13 protein-coding genes and 1 riboswitch are annotated in these 18247 nt (G+C 53.2%); of the genes, 11 read left to right on the top strand and 2 right to left on the bottom strand.

The genetic code is table 11. From position 1 onward, the window contains the following. Positions 1 to 9: 9 nt before the first annotated feature. The 5 genes from kdpB to M2108_RS02525 all read left to right on the top strand — a co-directional run bounded on the left by kdpB (position 10) and on the right by M2108_RS02525 (position 8326). Positions 10 to 2043 (top strand): potassium-transporting ATPase subunit KdpB, encoded by a 2034-nt coding sequence (kdpB, locus tag M2108_RS02545; RefSeq protein ID WP_277467452.1) that lies wholly within the window; start codon positions 10 to 12, stop codon positions 2041 to 2043. Between the two features lie 40 nt (positions 2044 to 2083). Continuing rightward, positions 2084 to 2704: a potassium-transporting ATPase subunit KdpC gene (kdpC, locus tag M2108_RS02540; protein WP_277467453.1), complete on the top strand. Its 621-nt coding sequence runs from the start codon at positions 2084 to 2086 to the stop codon at positions 2702 to 2704. Positions 2705 to 2777: 73 nt separating this feature from the next. Next, entirely contained in the window at positions 2778 to 5099 is a 2322-nt protein-coding gene (locus tag M2108_RS02535; RefSeq protein ID WP_277467456.1) for a histidine kinase, read from the top strand. A gap of 301 nt (positions 5100 to 5400) precedes the next feature. Next, on the top strand, positions 5401 to 6882 hold the full coding sequence (locus M2108_RS02530) for an Lsa family ABC-F type ribosomal protection protein (protein ID WP_277467457.1): 1482 nt from the start codon (positions 5401 to 5403) through the stop codon (positions 6880 to 6882). Between the two features lie 157 nt (positions 6883 to 7039). After that, on the top strand, positions 7040 to 8326 hold the full coding sequence (locus M2108_RS02525; RefSeq protein WP_277467458.1) for a cellulase-like family protein: 1287 nt from the start codon (positions 7040 to 7042) through the stop codon (positions 8324 to 8326). A gap of 96 nt (positions 8327 to 8422) precedes the next feature. Here M2108_RS02525 and M2108_RS02520 read toward each other — a convergent pair whose 3' ends face one another. Then, complete coding sequence (locus M2108_RS02520; RefSeq protein WP_277467460.1) at positions 8423 to 9469, bottom strand: aromatic ring-hydroxylating oxygenase subunit alpha; 1047 nt, start codon at positions 9467 to 9469, stop codon at positions 8423 to 8425. Positions 9470 to 9578: 109 nt separating this feature from the next. Then, positions 9579 to 9681: riboswitch (purine riboswitch) on the bottom strand. A 245-nt stretch (positions 9682 to 9926) separates the two neighbouring features. Here M2108_RS02520 and M2108_RS02515 point away from each other — a divergent pair. The 6 genes from M2108_RS02515 (at position 9927) to M2108_RS02490 (ending at position 17554) form a co-directional block, all read left to right on the top strand. Then, a complete protein-coding gene (locus tag M2108_RS02515) occupies positions 9927 to 13073 on the top strand; it encodes a GNAT family N-acetyltransferase (RefSeq protein ID WP_277467462.1) in 3147 nt (1048 codons plus the stop codon). Positions 13074 to 13099: 26 nt separating this feature from the next. Continuing rightward, positions 13100 to 13969, top strand: a complete 870-nt coding sequence (locus M2108_RS02510; protein WP_277467463.1) for an amidohydrolase family protein — start codon at positions 13100 to 13102, stop codon at positions 13967 to 13969. Between the two features lie 44 nt (positions 13970 to 14013). Beyond that, entirely contained in the window at positions 14014 to 15144 is a 1131-nt protein-coding gene (locus M2108_RS02505; RefSeq protein ID WP_277467465.1) for an NAD(P)/FAD-dependent oxidoreductase, read from the top strand. A gap of 27 nt (positions 15145 to 15171) precedes the next feature. Further along, positions 15172 to 15657: a nitroreductase family protein gene (locus M2108_RS02500; RefSeq protein WP_277467467.1), complete on the top strand. Its 486-nt coding sequence runs from the start codon at positions 15172 to 15174 to the stop codon at positions 15655 to 15657. A 129-nt stretch (positions 15658 to 15786) separates the two neighbouring features. Next, complete coding sequence (locus M2108_RS02495; protein WP_277467469.1) at positions 15787 to 16020, top strand: DUF2188 domain-containing protein; 234 nt, start codon at positions 15787 to 15789, stop codon at positions 16018 to 16020. Between the two features lie 88 nt (positions 16021 to 16108). Next, positions 16109 to 17554 (top strand): amino acid permease, encoded by a 1446-nt coding sequence (locus tag M2108_RS02490; RefSeq protein WP_277467471.1) that lies wholly within the window; start codon positions 16109 to 16111, stop codon positions 17552 to 17554. Here M2108_RS02490 and M2108_RS02485 read toward each other — a convergent pair. Next, complete coding sequence (locus M2108_RS02485; protein ID WP_277467792.1) at positions 17551 to 18186, bottom strand: LysE family transporter; 636 nt, start codon at positions 18184 to 18186, stop codon at positions 17551 to 17553. The two genes, M2108_RS02490 and M2108_RS02485, sit on opposite strands and share 4 nt — an antisense overlap. Positions 18187 to 18247: the final 61 nt, after the last annotated feature.

The raw sequence follows: 18247 nt of genomic DNA, 5'->3' as shown, positions 1-18247 counted from the left end.
AGAACATACATGAGTACTGTACAGAAAAAAAAGCTGCTGACCGGACCTATGGTCCGGGCGGCAGCCATAGATAGTCTGGTGAAGCTGAATCCGGTCACCCTGATCAAGAATCCGGTAATGTTCGTCGTCGAAATCGGGACATTTATCGTGCTGCTTATGGTTCTGCTTCCGGGATATTTTAACGCTGCTGATGCCACCCGCTTCAATATCACTGTCTTTTTCATACTGCTGGTCACCGTGCTGTTCGCCAACTTTGCCGAAGCACTGGCAGAGGGGCGGGGCAAGGCCCAGGCGGACACGCTGAAAAAAACCAAACAGGACATTGCTGCGAACAAGCTGTCCGGCAGCAGTATAAAGGTCGTTGCTTCCTCCGAGCTGCGTAAAGGTGACGTCGTAGTAGTCCGTCAGGGCGAGCTGATTCCCGGGGACGGGGAAGTCATTGAAGGGCTTGCCTCGGTCGATGAATCGGCGATTACGGGCGAGTCCGCCCCGGTCATCAAGGAAGCAGGCGGGGATTTCAACTCCGTTACCGGCGGAACGAGAGTGGTCAGTGATGAAATTAAAGTCCGGATAACAAGTGAGCCGGGGGAGTCTTTTCTGGACCGGATGATCTCGCTGGTAGAAGGGGCGAAGCGGCAGAAAACGCCGAACGAAATTGCGCTGAATACGCTTTTGATCAGCCTGACGATTATCTTTCTGATTGTTGTGGTGACTCTGCGCCCCATCGCCGCCTATCTGGAGGTGAACCTGGACATTCCTGTTCTGATTGCGCTGCTGGTCTGCCTGATTCCGACAACAATCGGAGGACTGCTCTCTGCTATCGGGATTGCCGGAATGGACCGTGTAACCCAGTTTAACGTACTGGCCATGTCCGGCAAGGCGGTGGAGGCGGCAGGTGATATTAACACCATGATTCTCGACAAGACCGGAACCATTACCTTCGGGAACCGGATGGCGAGCGAGTTTATTCCGGTTGGCCAGGAAACTGACGGCGACTTGGCCGTGTGGGCTGCAATCAGCTCTCTTAAGGATGAGACGCCTGAAGGCCGGTCCGTTATTGAGCTTGTCAAAAAGCTGGGCTTCACTTATGATGTCACGCTGGCGGCAGATGCGGAGTTTATTGAATTCCGGGCCGAGACCCGGATGAGCGGTATGGATCTGAAGGACGGCAGGAAGGTGCGCAAGGGAGCTGTCGATTCCATCAAGCGCTGGGTCGCCGCCCAGGGATGTATACTCCCTGATAATCTGGATCAGCGTGCGAACAGCATTGCCGGCAAAGGCGGAACGCCGCTTGCTGTGGCCGTGGACGACCGGATCTACGGGCTTATCTACCTGAAGGATACGGTGAAGCCGGGGATGAAGGAGCGGTTCGAGGAGCTGCGCAAAATGGGCATCAAAACGATTATGTGTACCGGTGACAACCCGCTTACCGCGGCTACAATCGCAGCTGAAGCCGGAGTAGACGGGTTTATTGCCGAGAGCACACCGGAGAACAAAATCGAAGTGATCCGCCGCGAACAGCAGGAGGGCAAGCTGGTAGCGATGACCGGCGACGGCACCAACGATGCTCCAGCACTGGCCCAGGCAGATGTAGGTCTGGCAATGAACAGCGGAACGTCTGCTGCCAAGGAAGCCGCCAACATGGTCGATCTGGACTCCGATCCGTCCAAGATTATCGAGGTCGTGGCCATCGGCAAGCAGCTGCTGATGACGCGCGGTGCGCTGACCACCTTCAGCATTGCAAATGATATTGCCAAATATTTTGCCATTATTCCTGCAATGTTTACACTGGCGATCCCGGAGATGGAAGTTCTGAATGTTATGGGGCTGGGATCTCCAGGCTCGGCAATTATATCCGCCCTTATCTTTAATGCCATTATCATTCCGCTGCTGATCCCGCTGGCGATGAAAGGTGTATCCTACAAGCCGATGAGCTCTACCCGGCTGCTGCGCCGCAATATTCTGGTCTACGGGCTCGGCGGGATCATTGTACCTTTCCTCGGTATTAAACTGATTGATTTGATCGTGAGCATCTGGATCTAACGCATCGGAATAAGATTTTACGAAAGGATGTATTGTAAAAATGGAGCGAACAACAGACTACGACAGCCGGGAAACGGCTGTATCCCAAGCTTCCGCTATATTCTTCATACTCCGGCTCAGTGCCGTGATGATTATTCTCTGCGGGATTCTGTATCCGCTGGCTTCGACAGCACTGGCCCAGGTGCTTCTGCCTTCCCAGGCTAATGGCAGCCTGCTGAAGAACAGCAGCGGCGAGACGGTCGGCTCGGAGCTGATCGGGCAGTCGTTCAGCAATCCGGCGTTGTTCCATGGCCGGGTATCAAGCATTGACTATAAGGCTGAGGCTTCCGGTTCCAATAACTACGGCCCGTCCAATCCCGATATGCTGCAGCGGACCAAAGACAGTATTCTCCAGTGGCAAAAGGATAATCCGGATGTTCCTGTAAGCGAATTGCCGGTAGACCTGATTACCAACTCCGGGTCAGGTCTGGACCCGCATATTTCACCGGCGGCAGCCCGTGTCCAGATTCCGCGGATCAGCGGCCTGACCGGCATTTCGGCAGAGCGGATCGGAAAGCTTGTCACGGAGGCGACCGAGGGGCGCGATCTGGGCCTGTTCGGGGAAGAGCGGGTCAATGTGCTGAAGCTCAACCTTGCTTTATCTGAATTAACAAAGAGATAATGCCGCATATATTGCCTTGTCCGAGCAAGCTGCGGACAGGGCATTTGCCGGTTTGGCGAAAGGAGACGCAGCAATGGCGCCTTACAAACGCAAAACCCCGGAGGAAATTCTGTATTCTATCTATAAGCTGCACCGGGGCAGACTAAAGATCATCATCGGCTCTGTAAGCGGCTCAGGGAAAACCTATCATATGCTGGAGGAAGGCAGGCTGCTGAAGCAGCAGGGCATCGATGTGGTGATCAGTGCAGTTTCCACGATGGGACGGCCGGAAACGATGCAGAAGATAGCGGATCTGGAACGGATACCCAGTATTCACTGGCATCAGGAAGGCAGGGAGTATAAGGATCTGCCGCTGGAGGCACTGATTGAGCGCAACCCGGAGGTGGTGCTGGTTGATGGTCTGGCACACCGCAACCGCAGCGGGGCTGCTTTTCCGGCGAGGCTGGATGATATCCGCTATCTCATGGACAATGGCATCAGTGTGATTACGACCGTTAATGTATACGAGCTTGGCGGTGTTGGAGAGATTGTTTATGAAAAAACGGGTATACGTGCTGCGGAGACGGTTCCGCTGGATACCCTGGAGCTTGCGGATGAAGTCAGGCTGATCGATGTGTCTCCGGAAACGATCCTGAAGCGGATGGAGGAGGGGATCCTGGGGGATGCCGCCCATCCGGCCATGTCCCGCCGGGGGAATCTTGGTGTGCTCCGGGAGTTGTCACTTCGCCTGGTAGCGGAGGGGGTCAATGAAACACTTGAAAAGCACCGTGAAGCCCACGGGCTCACCGGTCCCTCGGGGGCCAGTGAGCGGATTTTGGTCTCCAGCCAGTACCACTGGAACGGCTCCCTGTATGTCAGGCGCGGGCAGCAGATCGCCAAACGCCTGAACGGTGATCTGAAGGTGGTGACCTTTGTCCTGCCCGGGCGTAAGCTGAGCCGGGAGCAGCAGGCCTTCAAGCGCTCCATCATTCAACTGGTTGAGCGGGTGGACGGCAGCTTTGAGGAGCTCCCGCTGAAGCAGCTCCGCCAGCTGCCATCGGTATTGGTCAGGTATGCAGTGCAGAACAAGGTAACCCGGATTGTGATGGGACACTCCGCCAAAAGCCGTTGGCAGGGCTCCATAGCCAACCGGGTATTGCGGAGGACACGCAACATTGATGTGTTTCTGATGGCCGACCGGGCGGAGCAGGATGGCGAGCGGATACTGCCGGTGAAATCGCAGCCTGTTCCGGCCGGTGAACCGTTTCACCGCCTTAGCGGGCCGGAGCTGGAACACAGAATTGAAACCATGAAGCGCGGGACGCTGAAGGTCTATATTGGTGCCGCGCCCGGCGTAGGTAAAACCTACAAAATGCTGCAGGAGGGCAACCTGCTGCGGAGCCGGGGAATTGATGTGGTTATCGGGCTGCTGGAAACGCACGGCAGAAAAGACACCCAGGCCCAAACCGGGGGGCTGCCGCAGATTCCGAGAGCCCAAATCCTGTATCAGTCAACCCGGCTGGAAGAAATGGATACCGCTGCGATCATCGAACGGCACCCGGAGGTAGTGCTGGTGGATGAGCTGGCCCATACCAATGTGCCCGGCAGCCGCACGGCAAAACGATATGAGGATGTTATCCGGATGCTGGAGCACGGCATTTCCGTCATTACTACAGTCAATGTGCAGCACCTTGAAAGTTTAAATGATGCTGTAGCCCAGCTGACCGGGGTGCGGGTGCGGGAGACTGTACCGGATGCCCTGCTGAGAATGGCAGGGGAGGTTGAGCTGATTGATGTCACCCCGCAAATGCTTCAGCAGCGGATGCGGGAAGGCAAAATTTATGCCTCCGAGAAGGTGACACAGGCGCTGGAATCTTTTTTCAGGATCGGGAATCTGATCGCCCTGCGCGAGCTGGCGCTGCGGGAGATTGCCGATGATGTGGATGAGAGGCTGGAAGCGTGGAACCGGGATACCTCGCTGCGCGGACCGTGGAGCAGGCAGGAGGTAATCTTTGTATGTGTGGACCTGGGAGAGCTGGCGGAACGTCTAATCCGCCGGGGCTTCCGGATTGCCCACCGGCTCAAGGCGGAATGGTACGTACATTATATGCACTGCGGCGTTCCGCTCACTGAGACAGGACAAAAGCGGCTGGATATGCTGCGCAGGCTGACCGAACGGCTGGGCGGCAAGCTGGAAACCGCTGAAGCCGGCAGAGGCATACACATGCATGAGCAGCTGCTGGCCCGGATGAACGAGGTGAATACAACCCAGCTGATCATCGGACAGTCGCGCAGACCGTTATGGCGTATGCTGTTCAAGGAAAGCCTTGTCCATTTTCTGCTGCGCCGGGCCCGCCATATGGATATGCTGATCGTGGCAGATTATGATGCGGAGGGGACTGTCCCCGGACGCTGAGCCGGGAGGGTGGTCAAGGCTAAGGGTACTGTGTATAATAAACAAGACTATATTAATGACAGGAGCTGACAGGATAATGTAGGATTTCTTGCGCTTATATAAATCAATAAAACAGCTTTCCGCAGGTCCGCCAGGGCTTTGTGTGTTTTATGCTTTATGTGCAAGAAGGTTCTGCATCCTTTCACTCAGAATAATAGCCTGATCCGCCCCTTATGCAAGGGGCCGGGTTTGCTGTATTTATTTGAGCTGCGGAGGCCTGCCTTCTTGCAGCTCATTTTATTTGGTACAGGAGGCTACTTGCATGTCATTAATCAATGTGTCGAATCTTACATTTGCCTACGACGGCAGCTACGATAATATATTTGAGAAAGCAAGCTTTCAGCTGGATACGGACTGGAAGCTGGGTTTTACAGGGAGGAACGGCCGGGGCAAGACAACATTTCTGAATCTGCTGCTGGGCAAATATGAATACAGCGGAACCATTACCGCAAAGGTTGGCTTCGAATATTTTCCGTTCACGGTTGTACATCCGGAATATTTAACTATGGACGTTCTGGAGGATGTCTGTCCGGATGCGGAGCAGTGGCAGTTCGTGCGTGAATTATCCCTGCTGAAGGTTGAAGCGGATGAGGTGCTCTACCGGCCGTTTGACTCATTGTCCAGCGGAGAGCAGACAAAGGTGCTGCTGGCAGCTTTATTTTTGAAGGAAGACCGCTTTCTGCTGATCGATGAACCTACCAATCATCTTGATATGGAGACAAGGCAGCTCGTCAGCGAATATCTCAACACTAAAAAGGGCTTCATCCTGGTCTCCCATGACCGTGCGTTTCTGGATAACTGTGTCGATCATATCCTGTCAATCAATAAAACCGGCATCGACATTCAAAAGGGCAGCTTTTCCGAATGGTGGGAAAATAAACAGCGGCAGGATGCCTATGAGCTCGCGGAGAATGACAGGCTGAAAGCGGATATCAGGCGGCTGTCAGACGCTGCCAAGCGTACAGGCAACTGGTCGGATGAAGTGGAAAAGTCGAAAAACGGTACTCGCAACTCCGGCTCCAAGCTTGACAAGGGTTATGTCGGACACAAGGCTGCCAAGATGATGAAGCGCTCCAAATCCATTGAGCAGCGGCAGCATAGTGCGATAGAAGACAAATCGAAGCTGCTGAAGAATATAGAGAGCTCAGACAGCCTGAAAATCACCGATCTTCCGTATCACAAAAACCAGCTTGCTGAATTTGATCATATCTCTATCAAGTATGGGGAACGGACCATATGCAGTGATGTCAGCTTCAATATAGGACAGGGGGAGCGGATTGCGCTATCCGGTAAAAATGGTTCGGGCAAGTCCAGTCTGCTCAAGCTGCTGACCGGTGAGGACATCAGCTATACTGGAATGCTGCGGAGCGGAAGCCAGCTGAAAATATCCTATGTATCGCAGGACACCTCATTTCTGCAAGGCAGCTTAACGGAATACGCCAGGGAACATCAAGTGGATGAAAGCCTGTTTAAGGCGATTCTGCGCAAGCTTGATTTTTCCAGAGTACAGTTTGAAAAGAATATGGCGTCCTTCAGCGGAGGGCAGAAGAAAAAGGTGCTGATCGCCCGGAGCCTCAGTGAGCAGGCCCATTTGTATATTTGGGATGAGCCGCTGAATTTCATTGACATTCTCTCCCGTATGCAAATCGAGGAGCTGCTGCTTGAGTCCGCACCGACGCTGCTGTTTGTGGAGCATGACCGGGAGTTTTGCCGGAATATTGCCACCAAGACAATCGCGCTTTAAAAATAGAAAGCCGCATACCTCCTGGAATAAGAATATCGTCCATCATAAACCGTTTATCCTCAATTGCCAGTCCGGCGCATATCCTGTAGACTTCTACTGGATAATCACCGGGAAGGCATCCCTGTGATTCAATTTCGCAGTAGGGAAGGATTCGTATATGACCTATAATCCGGATAATCAGCTTCCAGCTAAACTGACCATTACCATGTGGGATTTCTCCTGGTATACCATGACTCAGCCCGGGGAGCCATATCATGATCTGGCTGCGCGGTTCGCGGAAGCGGTAGAGCGCGGCTACAATACGATCCGCATCTGCGCCATGCCGTTCCTGCTGTTTACCGCTGACGGCCTGCGGCCCGGTCCGCTGAAGTTCGGCAGCCTGGGCAAGGTCGGCCAGCGGACCAGATGGTACAATTGCATCGGCGGTGCCGAGCTCGACGGACATGCCCATCTGCTGGAGCTGTTCAGACAGGCTGAAGCACATAACTGTTACATCATGCTGTCTTCCTGGGAATATCAGCAGAGCCCGAGCTTTCTGGCACATCCGCAGCTGCGCGATGAGCTGGCAGCCATTGCGCCTGAGGACCGGTTCATGGCACTTGCCAAATCGATGAACCAGCTGATCCGTTTTGTAAAAGAAGCGGGATACGGCAAGCAGATTGTCTACGCGGAGCTGCACAACGAAGTGGAATTCGGTCAGCTGACAGCCGTTGGCGCAGCCCAGGGGGTGGCGTTTGAGAATGTGCCTGCCAACGTCAGAATTATGCAGCCGTATATTGAAGAAGCGGTTGCCTATCTGCGCGAACAGCATCCGGATACGCTGATGACGGCAAGCTATACCGTGAATGAAGAATATCCGAAAGCTTATGTCGCCCGCAATATGCAGGTAGGCCATTATCACCTGTATATCAAAGGCGTGTTGAATGAATTGATGCGTAATGCCGGTATTGATGATGATAATGTACCTTTCCCGGGAGAATTCGTTCAGTCTCTGCTCAGGGAGGATGCACCGCCATTTGAGGAATGGAGCCTGCCTGCGGGCCAGGAATGGCGGATGGAAGGGAATCCGGTAGGCATGCGGCTGATCTACCTGCACGACTGGGCGGACCCGGATAAGTGGGATCTGTTCCTGTATGACAGATACGGGGCGCATAAGATCGCGATGCTCCAGAAGGCCGACAAGTCCTTTGAAGAAATTCATGAATGGGCAGACCAGGCTGGTGTACCGATTGTTATCGGGGAAGGCTATGTCGGCTACACGCCGCTACTGGCCGGCTTCGAGGAAGGGCCCGTAGGCAAATTTATCGCCGAATACGCAATCCGTAAAGGAATGGCACTCGGCTTCTGGGGCATGACGCTGTGCTCCAACTGCGCGCCGCATCATCCATTCTGGGACGATATTGCCTGGCAGCAGAAGTGGAACCGGTTTATTCTGGAAAGTTAGTATAACGGCAGTGAAGTTAAAGGGCGGCTGCGCATGTTCTGTAAAAGAAGAACATGTGCAGCCGCCCTTGTGGTTTTAGAAAAGCGGATATGAGTCTTATGAAGTATAATCGCGGCCGAGACCCAGTTCAGTCAACAGCTGTCTATAGGCGATAGAGGTCCGGTCTGCCGGAATATGTGCCTCGGCGGTCAGATCCAGCGGCAGATCCTCCGGAGTCTGGGCTTCAACCATCTCCCTGTCCTCCGAGAACACCTGAAGATTGAATTTGATCGTGTCTTCCACCGGTACAGATTTGTCAAAATTCCGCGAGATCGGACAGAAGAGCCGGGTATAACGGGCAGATACGGGAGAAGCGCAGTTTAAGATCATCAGCTTGCCGTCATCCGGAAAATGAACCGTGAGCGATGCCGCAAAGGGAGCGAATACCCGGAAGGCACGCAGCCACATGAAGCCTTCCGGCGCCGGATTCTCCTGGCCTTTACCGTAGTTGCTGACCGTGCTCCAGTAATCGGCGAACAGCTCGTTGCCTTCCCGTCTGACTTTATACTGCGGGACCTCCGTGTTGTCGGGATCGGCAAACGAATCAGCATGAACGTAGGCAAAATGGGAAACATCGAGAAATCCTTCCATCTGGCGCCCGGAAGAGCCGGCAATATCGAAGCTGGGCGGCAAAATATTAATAAAGTCCGGATCGTCCCAGCCGCTGAATTCCGGAAGCTGCTCTTCCGTTCCTGCCAGCGAGGTCCAGATTAACCCGTAGCGCTCCACTGCAGGGTACATGATAAGCTTCAGTTTCGGGGAGATTTTGGCGCTGGGATGGGCCGGAACAGAGGTGCAGGCACCCTCGCAGTTGTATCGGAAACCGTGATACGGACAGACGATTTCTTCATTTTCGACCCAGCCGAGACTGAGCGGGGCCCCGCGGTGGAAGCAAAGATCCCGGGCGATCACAACCTTGCCGTGGCTGCGGTAGCAGACCAGCTTAACATCCAGCAGCTTGACGGATACCGGTTTATCTTTGATTTCTTCAGCAATGGCAACCGGATACCAGTACTTAGACAGAACCTGCCAGTCACCCGGTGTAAAAGTACAGTCACGGGGAAGCTGCATCTGAGATTCGGCAAGCGCATTGGTTTTTGTCATGGTAGGTTCTCTCCTTTTGGTTGTAGGTGTTGGAAATGCAATAAACCCCAGGTTAAAGAGGCGCAGAGGGAAGAAGGGCAGTATTTAAAAGTTCAAAATACAAGCCGCAACAGCTCATGCATCCTCTTGTAGCCTGGGGCAATTTACGGTTGCCTGGTCGAGACGCCCACTCCAATTAATGGGCTTATACAAGAATGATAATGTTATTTAATGTGACATTTATCATATAAATAATACTAAATCATCGGACTTGCCTTTGTCAATGTTAAATTTAGTGACACGAATTCAATTGTTCTTGCTGCAGCCGGCAGACTTTCTGCAATTTAAACGGCTGGAGAGTAAACAGTAAATATTCATTATAAAAAGACTCGCGCTTTCACCTGCTGATCTTTCTGATATATACTGGAATATACAAGATTATCCATTCCCTTGCCTGAAAGCAAGGAGTATACAGCCCTTGAAGGAGGTACGTTACTACATGCTGCAAGCCCCTGAAATTGTGATCGAAGAATATGAACCCCGCAGGCACGCCAAATCGATCGCTGAAATGTGGAACAGAAGTTATGAAAGCTGGGGAGGAGATAATTCGTATCAGACGGAACAGAGTGTAATCGAGGAGCATCAGAACGGAACCCACCTTAAGCTATTCCTTGCTGTTGCCGGCGGCGAGGTTATCGGATACTGCAGCTTTTCCCATTACAAGGAAGACACCGGGGCCTTATATATCCCGCTGCTGAATGTCCGGCCCGATTACCATGGCCGCAAAATCGGCAAGATGCTCATACTCCGCGCATTGGAGGAAACGATTAAACGGGGCTGGCCCCGTCTGGACCTATATACCTGGCCGGGTAATACGAAGGCTGTGCCGGCTTATAAGAAAAGTGGTTTTTTCTGGGAAAAGCGCGATGATACCACGCATCTGATGAACTTTATCCCGTCTGTTCTGCAGACCGGTGCGGTGAAACCGTTCTTTGAACAGCTGGACTGGTATAGAGACAGTGTACGGGAGATATCCGTTTCGCCGGACGGCCGCAGAGAGAACGGCTTCGATTATTTTACATATGCCTGGGAAAAAGACGGGCTTAAGCTGAAAATGGAATATGAGCGTACGGGACGCGGGTTACGGCTGATTGAAACCGATGATTATCTGATTCAGGCCTCCATTCCGCTGCAGCATCAGCTTCCCTTTGGAAGCAGCTATCCGGTAATCTATGAGGCTGTGAACAAAAGTGGCAAGCCGCTCACCCTGCAGATCAAGGGAATCAGCAACCCTAATATCAGCTTTGAGCTGGAGGAGACAAGGTCTGTTGAAGCGGCGGAGCGAGTTGAGGGGCAATTCCGGGTGCATCCGATGGAAGAAGAGCAGAATGCCTATCAGACTCACCCGGTTGTAGAAGCGGAACTGCTCATTAATGGACAGTCCGCAGTGTTCAAGCTTGGGATCGAGCCGAAATATCCGGTTAAACTCAGACTTACGCTGCCTGACCGCACTATGCTTTATAAAGGCGAATCCTTTGAGCTGGATATAACAGCCGAGAATGAATATGCTACGGAGACATTGTTCAGCTTCAGCCTGCCGGAGGATGCCGTACTGGCATTTGATCAGCCTGCTGTCCAGATCACGGTTCCGGCAAAAGCCCGCAAAACTCTGACCGTATCCGCACAACTTAAGGAGTATGGGATTTGGAATCCGAGGCTGGCCATTACTGCCCATAGTGGAAGTCCGGAAGCTGCCGTGATTGAGCAGGAGGTTAGTCTGGTGTTTCCCGGAACGGAGGTTGCCATCGGCGGTAAGACAGACAAGGGCTGGCTTATCAGCAACGGCCGGTATTCGGCGCATCTGGACAGATCCAGTAACACACTGGAGCTGTATGAAGACCGGCAAAAAGCGCTGGGGCTGATGTTTCCGAAGTTCGGCCTGCCGTATACGAACGAATTCAAAAAGTCGACAGCGGAGCAGGTGACTACTTACCCGGATGGAGAAGCAATGGTGCTGGAAGCCCGTTATAAGCTGGATTCCACACGGGAAGGTCTGCTTTTAACGACAGTAATCAAGCTTCACAGGAACGGTATTATTGAACGGTATCACCAGCTTCATAACCAGTCGGGTGCAGATTTTACTGAACCGCTCCATCTCAAGGAAAGCTTTGGCTTCAGCCTGGAAGGAGCCGTCATTCCCTATTGCAGTCAATACATTGACCTGAATCAGGGCGTTCATGCAGCCAGCCCCGACTACTGGGATGTGCAGAAGCTGACGGAAAACTGGCTGTATGCAGATGACGGTAAAATGACCCGGGGCATTGTCTGGCCGGCTGACCGCACCTTAATACGGGATCACTGGTTATATGCAGTGGAGCATCCGATTGAACACATAGCGGCTGACCGCACGGTACAGACTGGGGCGCTGCGGATCGCGCTGGGCACTTGGAGCAATTGGCAAGATTTCCGTTCCTTTGCGCTGCAGCAAGGGCATTCCCGTTCCGGGAGACCGGATACGTCCTCTCAGCTGAAGATTAGCTTGAACGGAGGGAATCCGTTTATCAGCGGGGCGTCTGAGCTGCAGCTGCAGGAGCAGAAAATGAGCTTCCTGGAAGGGGATATCTCTTTGTCTTCAGCGGCTGGCAGCATTGTGCCGCATAGCCGGGTGATTCGTGCCGCTGAGCAGCTGGCAGAGACCAGTCTTCCGCTTCTTTCCGGCAGACAGGGGGAGGCCGATATGCTTCAGCTGCAGCTTGATATGGAAACCTATCATTCTACAGAAAGCTTTCTGGTGATCCCTGTATCCGGGGATGAAGTGAAGCGGCAGGTGAGCCGCTCAGAACAGGGTGAGGTACTTACTGCCGACAACGGAGTGCTGCAGATTAAGGCTGACAGCAGCTTTGCGCCGGCTCTGTTTTCCCTGCAATATCAGGGCCAGGAATGGCTCGACTCCTCCTATCCGTTACCACAGCCCAAGTCGTGGTGGAATCCGTGGACCGGCGGTATAATAGCCGGAGTTGAGGGTCTATCCAGGCTTAGCCTTCAGGAGGAGCCGCGAGAAGCTGCTTTTGCCGGGTTGACTGACAGCAAAGGCAATGGATGGTCAGGTATCCTGGTTAGCATCAAGGTTACTCATAACCGCAAATTACAAGGGCTTACGCTTAATCATTACTTTCTGCTGCTGCCTGGTGTACCGGTGCTTGCATCTGTGGTTCAAATCGTGCAGAATACCGGTGCACCCCTTCAACCCGTGACATTGCACACCCTAGGTTTTTATAAAACCGGCAACGTGCTGAAGAGCAGCAGGGGGACGGTGAAGAATGCGGCCGGTGAAAGAATCACATACAAGGCCGGGAGAGTTCAAAATGAAACTATAAGCTCGAGCGGCATCATTCAATTCAGCTCAGATGAGCGGAAGCAGCGGATGAGCCAGGTTTCCTGTCCGGACAAAGCAACACCTGAGTTGTTGGTTAATACGCATGTTATTTCCTCTTTTATAACAGAGCAGCTGCACCTGAGAGACGGAGATACGATGTTCAGCACACCGCAGTTTTATATACTCTCTGATCTGGATATTCCGGAAGAGGCCTTCCGGGACCTGTTAAACATTAAATTCAACCTGTAGATTCCAGGAAAGGACTTATCTTATCTATGAAAATCATTGATGCACATGTCCATTATTCCAATATTGAAGCTTTTCACGAAACGGCCCAGGCGCTGGCAAATATTGATTATTCGGAAAAGGGGCTGCTCGCAGAATTCCGGCGATCCGGTGTCATAGCAGGTGTGGGAATGGGCGTGACGGAGACACTGCCGGGAGCTTTTCCTGATTCTGAGGCCCTCAATCCGATGCGGCTTGATCTGGCGGATACGCTGCCGGACAATCTGTATACCTGTGTGGGCATTAACCCGCTTACACTGCACCTGGACGGACAGCTGGAAGCACTGGAGCAGTCTCTGCGCGAAGAGCATGTTGTAGGCATCAAGCTGTACGCGGGCTACTATCACTTCAATGTCGGCGACGAAATTTATGATCCTGTCTACAGGCTGGCTTCGCAATATAATATGCCCATCGTCATTCACGGAGGGCTTACCTATGCGGATAAAGGGCTGCTTAAATATTCCCATCCGCTGTCGATGGAGGAGACCTTCCTGAAGCACCGGGAGCTCACTTTTATGCTCTGCCATCTTGGAGATCCCTGGGTAATGGATACCGCAGCACTGCTGGAGAAAAATCCGAACCTGTACAGCGACCTGTCCGGCTGGATTGTCGGTGATTCTGCCAAGGTAAACAGGCTGCTGGGCGAGCAGACGTATACCGATCATTTCCGCCGCGCCATTGTTTTTGCCGAGAAATATGACCGGCTGGTATTCGGTACCGACTGGCCGCTTATTCCGCTGGAGGCCTATATTACATTTGTGAAACACCTCATTCCTGAAGTACACTGGGAAGATGTCTTCTACAAAAATGCGCTGCGGGTTTTTCCCAAGCTGGAGCAGCTGATCCACAAACTGAAATAATCCGGCAGTTCTATGGAGAGTCTGCCAGGGAGAGGAAAGTCATCATGAGAAAAGTCATCGTCATCGGCGCAGGAATTCTAGGTGCTTCAACGGCATATCAGCTGGCGAAGCTGGGGGCAGAGGTGCTGATTATCGACCGTAAGGACCCGGGGCAGGCCACAGATGCCGCTGCCGGGATCATCTGCCCCTGGCTATCACAGCGGCGTAATCAGGCCTGGTACAGGCTGGCCAGAGCGGGAGCCCGCTTTTACCCCGGTTTGATCAGCGAGCTTGAGCAGGAGGGGGAAACCGAAACCGGGTATGCCCGGGTGGGTGCGCTTAGTGTCCATGTGGACACGGACAAGCTCAAGCAACAGGAAGAGCGTGCAAGAAAGCGGCTGGAGGATGCGCCGGAGATTGGCGAATTAAACATGCTGACTGGGCAGCAGACACGTGAACAGGTTCCGCTGCTGGCTGAAGGTTATCATTCCCTGCAGGTCAGCGGCGCTGCGCGGGTGGACGGCCGGGCATTGCGCGATGCGCTGCTGCGGTCTGCCCTGCGCAGCGGAGCCCGGCTGCTGAACGGGGATGCGTCTCTGCAATTTACCGAAAACCGTGTTACGGGAGCGGTCGCTGACGGGCAGATTTTCGCCGCAGATACTGTAATCGTCTGTGCCGGAGCGTGGGCAGGGCCGCTGATGCTGCCGCTCGGTATCAGGCTTAAGGTGAGCTATCAGAAGGGCCAGATCATGCACCTAAAGGTAGCGGACCAAGCGGATACAGGCTCCTGGCCCGTAGTTATCCCGCCTACGGATCAGTACCTCCTGTCCTTTGACGGGGGCAGGATCGTGATTGGAGCAACACACGAAAACGATATTGAAGGCTATGATACAAGCGTAACAGCCGGCGGGATACAGGAGGTTCTTAACAAAGGGCTGGAGCTGGCTCCCGGACTGGCAGACAGTACAGTTCAAGAGGCACGGGTAGGCTTCCGTCCGTTCACCCCCGGCTTTCTCCCGGTGATCGGTGCAGTGCCGGGCTGGGAAGGACTGCTTGCTGCCAACGGGCTCGGAGCCTCAGGATTAACGATGGGGCCGTTTATCGGAAGCCAGCTGGCGAAGCTGGCACTGGGACTTAACCCGGACATAGAGCTGCTGGATTATGATCTTGGCAAAGCCATAGAGCAACAGATTTAGAACGACAACAAGGAAGGGGATTAAGCAATGAGTATCGTGGATGTCATCAAAACCCGGAGAAGTGTCAAGCAGTTCAAGCCGGATCCTGTCAGCGAAGCAGACCTGTTATCCTGGCTTGAGGCTGCGAGCTATGCGCCGAACCACCGGATGAATGAACCGTGGGAGATTGTAATCATCGGAGCGGAAACAAGGGCAGAGCTGAAGCATAAGACGGACTTTGGCGGAGCGCCGGTTGTCCTTGCGTTATTATCCAAATCAGCTGCAACCCCGTTTGAGCGTGACGAGAACGTTATGGCGGTCTCCTGTTTTGCCCAGAATTTTCTGCTGGCCGCACATGAGGCAGGCGCAGGTGCCTATTGGGCCTCATTAGGTGCTCTTCCTCATAACCGTCTTATTATCGGTGTACCGGAGGATTACGATGTAATCGGTGTTTTTGGCATAGGCTATCCGGATGAACTTCCGCAGCTCAAGCAGAGAACGCCTGTCACCTCCAAAATCACTTACCGCCCTTAAAAAGAGCAGCCGCGCAATAGCGCGGCTTTTGTATTGTAAAGCGATGCTATTTGAACTTCACAGACTCTGATTGCCGGTGACCTTATACGGTTAATGATTGGCAGACTTATCAGCAAAGGAGGATTTCAAGTGGCAGATCAGCGCAAACACAACATTCATACTACACCGAATCCTAACGGAGGCTGGGATATTCAGTCAGCCGGGGGCGGGAAGCTCAGCCATCACCGAACCAAAGAGGAGGCCGAGCAGGCCGGCCGTGAGGAAGCGAAGAAAGCCCGTACGGAGCTGAAAATCCATAATAAAGACGGCAAGATTTCAGACTCGGTCAGCTACGGAAATGATCCTTATCCGCCTAAAGGATAATAATTGGTTTCATGAATGTGCCTCTGAACGGGAACTCTAGAATTTGAAGAAACGCTCAAATTCTAAAGAGAAAACGAGGACGGTATTCATGAATCAGGCTTCGGGCAAGGATAATGCACAACAGAAGAAACTGAAATGGTGGCAGTTAAGTATGCTTGGGGTTGCCGGAACGATCGGCACAGGTTATTTTCTCGGCTCAGGACTGGCCATTTCCATTGGAGGCCCGGCCGTGCTGCTCGTTTATTTGCTGGCAGCTGCCGGTACATATGTAGTCTTTGATGCATTGGCGCAAATGACTGCCCAGCATCCTGAACAGGGCTCCTTTCGGTCCTATGCCAAAAAGGCATTCGGGAGCTGGGCCGGATTCGGCAGCGGCTGGGTATACTGGTTCTCCGAGCTGCTGATTATGGGGAGCCAGCTAACGGCGCTGTCCATTTTCTCCCGGTTCTGGTTCCCGGCGGTGCCGATGTGGACGTTCGCAGCGGGATATGCGGTACTCAGTCTTCTCATAGTCTTTTTTGGCAACAAGGGGTTTGACCAGGTGGAAAATGTGCTGGCTGTTATCAAAGTGTCAGCGATTCTGATGTTTCTGATACTGGCAGCGGCTTTTCTGGCCGGATGGATTGGAGGCGCCAAGTATAGTCCCGACATGCCTAACGGCTTCAAGGGCTGGCTTCCTTCCGGAGGAATCGGCCTGTGGTCTGCTTTTATTTTTGCCTTCTATGCTTATGGCGGCATCGAAGTGCTGGGCATTATGGCGTACAGGCTGGAGAATCCCGAAGAAGCGCCCAAAGCCGGCAAGGTCATGCTGCTGTCGCTGGCAACGGTCTATGTACTATCCATCGGTCTCGCCGTCATTATGGTTCCGCTTAGTGCGTTTAATCCTAAAGAAAGCCCGTTTATGCTGGCGCTGAGCAGCGACCGGCTGCCTTTTGTCCCTCATGTCTTTAACGGGGTACTGATTATTGCCGGCTTCTCGACCATGACGGCATCCCTGTATGCGATTACCTCCATGATGATTACCCTGGCCCAGGAAGGGGATGCTCCGCGGATGTTCGCGCAGAAATGGAAGGACAAGTATCCGTTTCTTGCACTCTGCCTGATTGCGGCCGGATTAACCGGGGCCATAATGATGTCGCTGTGGCTGCCGGACAGTGTATATGAATACATCACGACGGCTGCCGGCCTCATGATCCTGTATAACTGGTCCTGGATTCTGCTGTCTTCAGGAAAGCTGCTTAAATCTGGCCAGCTAAGCGGACTGAAGCGCTGGAGCGGACTTATTCTGATCGGAGCTGCGGTTATGGGCACTCTTTTCCATAAAGTAAGCCGACCGGGATTCTACATCAGCCTGCTGATTGTTGCTCTAATCGCGTTTAGTGACTTTATAGTCCAGCGTGTGAGGCGAAAGAAGGAGACTTCCTCAGCTGAGCAAGAACAGGAACAGCAGGGCGTTGAAATGGGCTGGCACCAGTCTCTCCCTGGCTCCGAATTCAGGATCAAGGGGATCCGGCTGCGCAAGAGCAAGGTTTAGTGCAGGAATAGCAGCCGGGCAGCCTGCACTCCGAAATAGAGGCCGAACCCAATAAGCGACAGGCCGGATAAAACTGAAATAGCCCCCAGCACACCTGGAGTCAGCAATCTGCGGAATACGCTTGAAGCGGCAGCCATCGAGAAATCCCACAGCAGGATGCCGAGTACAATCCCTCCGCTGTAAATGAGCAGCTGCTGCATGGGGAATTCGCTGGCTGCTTTGGCCAGCACAGAGCCGTAAATTCCGAGCCAGAACAGGATGGACAAGGGGTTAAACAAGGACATCAGGAAGCCGGACAGAAAGGATCTGAACAGGGAGGTGTCCCCGCCGCCTCTCAAACTGGCCGTTGCTGTTTCCCTTGAGCTTCTGATTCCGTCTACGCCCGTATACACAAGGACAAAGAAGCCGAACAGCCACAAGAAGGCTTTAACAAAAGGTGCATCCAGTAAATGAATCATGCCGAAATAGACGAGCAGCATATAGATAATGTCAGCACTCACGGCACCAAGCCCGAGTGACCAGGCATGAAGAAATCCCCCGCGCAGACCCTTGTCCAGCTGAGCCGCATTTATGGGTCCGATGGGTGCGGAAAGGGATAAACCCAGAAGCATGTACGAGACAAAAGAATGAATGATATTCTCCTCCTTTTAGGGTACTAGCCAGTACTAGCCTATTCAGAAAAAGAAGGAGGTA

Origin of the sequence: Paenibacillus sp. PastM-3, from assembly GCF_029893965.1 — a bacterium.
Taxonomy (GTDB): Bacteria; Bacillota; Bacilli; order Paenibacillales; family Paenibacillaceae; genus Paenibacillus_AQ.
This window is presented reverse-complemented; position numbering and strand designations above follow the sequence as displayed.